Raw genomic sequence first — 431 nt, forward strand, 5'->3', positions numbered from 1 at the left:
GGTTCAGACGGCCTGAACATCAAATTTATCTGAACACATTAAACGAAGCGGAGCGCAACGATATTCAAACCTATGAAGGCAATGCGCATAGCCTGCGTATCGTCGCCAGCCTTGAAATGTATCCGGAGGCGGGCGGAATGCGTCTGACTGCGGCAGCTATCGGCGCATTGCTGAAGTATCCGTGGACAACGCAACATCCGAACGGCAGAAAAAAATTCAATATTTATCAAACCGAGTTGCCGTTTATCCGTCAAGTTGCCGACGAATTGGGGCTGGTTTCCGCAGGAGCAGACAGTTGGGCGCGCCATCCTTTGTCTTATTTGATGGAGGCTGCCGACGATATTTGCTATGCCTTGCTGGACTTGGAAGATGCCGTCGAATTGGATTTGCTCACGGATACGGAAGTAGAAAGTATTTTGTCCGAGCTGACC

At 50.1% G+C, this 431-nt stretch carries 1 pseudogene; it reads left to right on the plus strand.

What is annotated here, in order from left to right:
* Positions 1–431 (plus strand): annotated as a pseudogene (locus tag ACTHTY_RS12215) (deoxyguanosinetriphosphate triphosphohydrolase); the annotation flags it as partial.

Source organism: Neisseria sp. P0019.S002 (assembly GCF_051957155.1).
In the GTDB taxonomy this organism is placed as follows: Bacteria; Pseudomonadota; Gammaproteobacteria; order Burkholderiales; family Neisseriaceae; genus Neisseria; species Neisseria perflava.